3 protein-coding genes and 1 tRNA gene are annotated in these 5215 nt (G+C 32.2%); all 4 read left to right on the forward strand.

Translation table 11 applies throughout. From position 1 onward, the window contains the following. Positions 1 to 900 (forward strand): AarF/UbiB family protein (locus IJI93_RS03305; protein WP_292819917.1); only part of this gene is annotated, 900 nt, incomplete at its 5' end. 877 nt (positions 901 to 1777) lie between these two features. Then, positions 1778 to 3364 carry an AarF/ABC1/UbiB kinase family protein gene (locus IJI93_RS03310; RefSeq protein WP_292819920.1) on the forward strand — a complete coding sequence of 529 codons (1587 nt, stop codon included), beginning with the start codon at positions 1778 to 1780 and terminating at the stop codon, positions 3362 to 3364. Between the two features lie 94 nt (positions 3365 to 3458). Beyond that, entirely contained in the window at positions 3459 to 4325 is an 867-nt protein-coding gene (locus tag IJI93_RS03315) for a hypothetical protein (protein WP_292819923.1), read from the forward strand. Between the two features lie 387 nt (positions 4326 to 4712). Further along, positions 4713 to 4784, forward strand: a tRNA-Gln gene (locus IJI93_RS03320). The last annotated feature ends 431 nt before the right edge of the window (positions 4785 to 5215 follow it).

Consider the following 5215-nt stretch of genomic DNA (forward strand, 5'->3'; position numbering starts at 1 on the left):
ATTGACGGAACAAAATTAAGTGAGGTATCTGAAAGCGACAGTGAAGAATTTGATAAGCCTCTTTTGGCTAAACGTCTCATTGATTCTTTTATGAAGCAAGTTCTTCTTGATGGATTTTTCCATGCGGACCCTCATGCGGGAAACGTGATAATTTTGGACGATAATGTCTTATGTTATATTGATTTGGGTTCAGTTGGTATTCTTGATGACGGCTTTAGAAAAGACCTTTGTGACATGTTGATGTTGATTGCAGACCAGGATGTTAATGGTGTGATAAATCAGTTCATGTACATGGGTATTTTAAATTACGCTATGGATACCACACGTTTAAAACGTGACCTTCGTGATTTATTCTTCAGATATTTTTCACAAGGTTCCGGTGGATTAAATGAAATATTGAACAAATTGCTTGATCTTATGCAGGATTATGGTGTTGTTCTTCCAAATGAATTCGTCTCAATGGCCAGGGGCGTATCCATGATTGAAGCTGATGCCACTGCGCTTGATCCGGATATGGACATTATGGCTTCCATTGAACCGATAGCCAAACAGGCAATGGAAGAGCGAATGAACATCAAAAAAAGTTTAAGCAGTAAAAAAGGCAGTTTGGTCTATTATAAGAATATGCTTAAATCATTGCCTCCAATTCTAGCAAATGCTATTCATAAAATAAATAATGGGGAAATGAGTCTTAGATTTGAAATTGACCATCTTGACCGTATTGTGAGCAAATTTTCATTAGTTGTAATAATTGCTGCACTTTTAATGAGCTCCTCAATAGTGATGACAATCGACAGGGGGCCAATGTTGTTTGATATGCCTCTGATTGCAGTTTTAGGTTATCTGGTAACATTTATTTTAGGGCTTATTGGTATTGTGAATTATCTGTATAGTAGATGAGGATTAACTCCTCATTTATAATTTAATGAGATTATCGAAAATGGGATTGTTATTCATGGATTAAAAGCGAATTGACAGTTTTAGTAATGTTTGAGATAATTATTTAAATGTTAATATGCAGGAATTGCCGAAATCCGGTTTTGCTTTTATATTTCAAAAAGTTATATTGTCCATATTTTAGCTTTTGAGAATGTAACTGTGGGTACTGGTAGAATAGCTATTTATATATGAATGGACAATTGACCTGAGAAGAATAAGTATACAATTTTGTATTTTTTTTTATTAATGGTAAAATCAAAGCATTCATGAATATGCTTATTTGTTTAATTATACAATAAGCCATATTATATTTTTATTTTAATTATATTTTATATTTAAATTTTTATTTATTATTTTTTTTTAATATTTGGCACTATTTTACTGAACAAAATTCTAATATTTTCATGAAAATGTTTCTTTTATAATTATTTTCGAATTTAGTATACAATTTTATATTCTATTATGTCTATTTTATTATATTTGTTTTATTTTTTTTAGATATTTTTGAATAATAATTTAATACTGATTTTGAAAAAATTTCAATTTATTGGGAATTTTTTTATTTAATTGTTTTTTTTAATTTTAAAATTTTAAAGTATTTTTTAGAATATTAAATTTGGATTTGGATGAATTTTTTTTATTGAACATGTTTCAATAAAATCATTATATTTATATATAATATAATTTATAGACATTAATGTATGTTTGATTTTACACTCAAATAGTTCGCTATAAGATTTTTTAGTGAACAACGGGATAATATTCAAACTAATCATAGGGAGAATATGGTTAACTGTTGAAAATAAAATTTGATATTAGAATTATGGGTTGAGCGCATATGGCAAAAGAAGATAAAAAAGTTGCAAGGCAACGTTTTGATGAGATTATGGGTGTTGCAAAAAAGCACCACTTGGCAAAATTATTAAAAGAAAATAAAGATGATGAAGATTTTGAAATCTCAGATTTAAGATATGCAATGGAAGAATTGGGTCCTGCATTCATTAAATTAGGTCAATTGTTAGCTACAAGGCCGGATATGGTCGGTAATGAAATAGCTGATGACTTAAAGTTGCTTAGGGACAATACTCCAGTAACTCCTTTTGATGAAATAAGACAAGTCATTGAAGGCGAACTCGGACAGCCATTGGAAGAGGTATATTCCGAATTTAATGAAGAACCGCTCGGATCCGCATCAATCGGTCAAGTTTATAAGGCAACATTAAAGGAAAACGACATGGATGTCGCTGTTAAAGTTCAAAAACCGGGCATTTATGAAGTTATTAAACCTGATGTAGTAGTATTGAATAAAGTGGCCGCAACAGTCGACAAACATGTTTCAGGATCAAGGGTATATAACCTGCCTGCAATGGCCAAGGAATTCGAAAGGTCAATCTTTAAAGAATTGAACTACATGGAAGAAGTTAAAAATATTAGTAAAATAACAAAAAACTTTGAAGAAGTCGATTATATTAAAATTCCTGAAGTATATCCTGAATACTGTTCCTCTAAGCTCATAACCATGGAACTCATTGACGGATATGAATTGCCTGAATTATACGACAATGAAATTGAAGGCATCAACAATGCAGAAATAGCACAATACGGATGCCAATCATATTTAAAACAGGTATTGATTGACGGATTTTTCCATGCAGACCCGCACCCAGGAAACTTGTTCGTAACCCATGACAACAGGCTCTGTTACATTGATTTCGGAATGATGGGTGTTGTCAACGACACATTCCGTTCAAACTTCGCTCAATTAGTCTTGCTTCTGTTGGATGGAAATTCACATCATTTAATCAATCAGTTGCTTTACATGAAAATCATTACACCAGAACAGAACACTGATGAGTTCAGGGAAGATGTTGACGACCTGTTGAACTCATACATCGGCGTTGACATGGATCAAATGGACGGAATATTCGATGATTTGATGAACGTGATGATTAACCACAATATTGTTCTTCCAAGAGAGTTCGTAATGATTGGAAGGGGTATCATACTCATTGAGGAAGCTGGAGACAAATTAGACCCACACTTCAATCTCACAGGAGAACTTGAAAAATTCGCTAAAGACATGATAAAAACAAAATTCGAACCTGGAAACCTTGTCGGCGGGGGATTCAACTATATTGTGGAAATCGAACATTTATTAAAAGACTTGCCTGACAGGCTCAACAGCACTCTTGACAAGGTTGAAAGAGGAGAGCTGGAATTAAATATGAACCATACAGGTTTGGATGATTTGAAAAATCAGTTGTCCATATCCTTGATTGTAGCTGCATTGCTTGTGGGTTCATCCATCGCAATCCTGGCAGATAAAGGTCCAAAAGTTTGGGATATCTCTGCAATCGGATTTATAGGATTCGTATTAAGCGCAGTTATTGGAATATATTTAATTTACAAATATCTTAGGGATTAAATATTCCATAGAATGATTAAAAAAAGCATTTCCTGTTAATAGGAGGATACATATTAAATTTATCATTAATTATTAAAAAAACGGAGGAATTCATATGTTGGATAATAAAATAAAATATATTTTAGCTTTGTTAATTATTTTAATTTTATCTATGAATGCTTTCAGTGCAACAGATTTCACTGATGATTCCAGTGATGCTACACTACAAAGCAGTCCAGTAGATGAAGTTGTAGGTGATGGCGCTGATGATGGTGCTGGTGATCAAGCTGACGATAGTCAAAACAATGAAGAAACTAATACAAATACTGATGACACTAAACCAGGCACAACTTCTGGTGGAAATGGTTCTGGAAGCGGTAGTAGTTTTGATTTTAGTAGTTTAACAGGTGGAAATGGTTCTGGAAGCGGTAGTAGTTTTGATTTTAGTAGTTTAACAGGTGGAAATGGTTCTGGAAGCGGTAGTAGTTTTGATTTTAGTAGTTTAACAGGTGGAAATGGTACCGGAAACGGAACTGATTTTGACATCGCACAAATTCTCGATATCTTTTCAAAATTGATGGGTGGTAATGCAACCAATGCTACTAACGAAACTGTTAATCCTGAAGTAAGTGATGTGCCTGAAGTTGTAACAAGCACTTCTTATGCTCCTGTTTCACAGCCTGCCGAGAGTACTGCTCAGCATTTTGTCCAAAGACTTAGGGATAATGTAGTAGTAAGCACTGGTGATGCATTGAGACTTCAAGGCATTAACAACCTGTTTGATTCTGATTTTACAAATGGGCATTTATTAGTTTATGTTGATGGTAAATTAGTATTTAATGAAATTACTGCTGGTGATGTATCCACTCCAATATTCTGGATTTCTGGTGATTACCTTGGTCAACATCAAATCAGCGTAGAATTCACACCTAATGGAACTTCAAATACTAATAAATATACAGAGGATGTTTATATAGCATAATATCCTTTTTTTCTTTTTTTTTGGTTTGTAAAATTCATATTTTTGTTGAATTTGATTTGATAAATTTTATTTTTTGAGTTTTTTTATTATACTTTTGAAACTGTTGGGATTTAAAACAAAAAAGAGTTTGAAAGGACTTGGATTTATCAGATTATCTCGTTAGCCTCAAAACATTACATTAATGATTAAAGTTGCAGAAAGACATAAATAACAATACAATCACTTAATTTAAATTTTTTGCAAAAACTAGATTAACCTAATGAAATTATTATTGGTAATACTTTTGAGAGATTTGCATGAAAACTCATGTGAGAGTTGGCTACTTTTTTCTTACTCTACTTTTTTAGAATCTAATTTATATATGATGATTTCTAAAAATAATTGCATAGTCCCGTAGGGTAGTGGCAATCCTTCTGGGCCCTGGACCCAGAGACAGCGGTTCGACTCCGCTCGGGACTACTTAATTATCCAAATTATTTTAAACGCAGGATATTTTTTTCTACCATTGCCAATGATTTAAATTGTTGGTAGCTTACACAATATTTATTTAACTACCTCAACTTATGGAAATTGAGGATTCTTACTTCACGGGCTGTAGATGATTATGCATTTAGGATTGCTGTGCTATCCCTCTCGTCCCGAAGGTTAAGACATTAGCTTAATTTTTTTTAACTTTGGTATCGTTGAAAAACTTAATTTAAAAAAGTAAAATAGTATTAATTAAAATAATGGAGGTATGTTATATGGATACTCATGCGATAGTTGTGGTACTTTCATCTCTACAATACTTTTTTTAAGATTTATAATAATTAAATATTTTTAATTGCCATAATCGGCTATTGTTTATATAACTGAAGATATTTTTATAAATTTCTAGCTACATATTATTA

The organism is Methanobrevibacter sp. (assembly GCF_017431965.1).
In the GTDB taxonomy this organism is placed as follows: Archaea; Methanobacteriota; Methanobacteria; order Methanobacteriales; family Methanobacteriaceae; genus Methanocatella.

What these genes read in the sequence shown, in the direction of transcription:
- IJI93_RS03310 (WP_292819920.1), top strand. Translation starts at nt 1,778, where the DNA reads ATGGCAAAAGAAGATAAAAAAGTTGCAAGGCAACGTTTTGATGAGATT.
- IJI93_RS03315 (WP_292819923.1), top strand. Translation starts at nt 3,459, where the DNA reads ATGTTGGATAATAAAATAAAATATATTTTAGCTTTGTTAATTATTTTA.